1 protein-coding gene is annotated in these 256 nt (G+C 69.1%); it reads right to left on the bottom strand.

Going from position 1 to position 256, the window contains the following annotated elements:
* Nucleotides 1-194, bottom strand: a 194-nt coding sequence (locus tag EUU22_RS25705; protein ID WP_205687952.1) for a hypothetical protein, incomplete at its 3' end; no start/stop codon positions are given.
* Between the last annotated feature and the right edge of the window lie 62 nt (nt 195-256).

Here is a 256-nt window from a genome sequence, read left to right as displayed (position 1 = left end):
CTCATGGAAGGAAACCAGTCTTCCCACCAGCCATTGTCGAGTCGCCGGCCCGGCAGGCGCGGCGCCACCCGTGGCCTGCGCACGAAACGCAGGAAGTCGCGCACCTCATCACGAAACCGTGGGCCAGCCGGCCTGCGCCGGATGGCAGGGCGCAGGCGCGCGCGCGTGGGCAGACCGGTCTTCACCTCATCCACTGTTAGCCCCATGCAGTTGGCTGGTGATCTGCGTGAACTCCCCGCGCAGCAGCGCGGGCACC

Origin of the sequence: Ciceribacter ferrooxidans (assembly GCF_004137355.1) — a bacterium.
Taxonomy (GTDB): domain Bacteria; phylum Pseudomonadota; class Alphaproteobacteria; order Rhizobiales; family Rhizobiaceae; genus Allorhizobium; species Allorhizobium ferrooxidans.
This window is presented reverse-complemented; position numbering and strand designations above follow the sequence as displayed.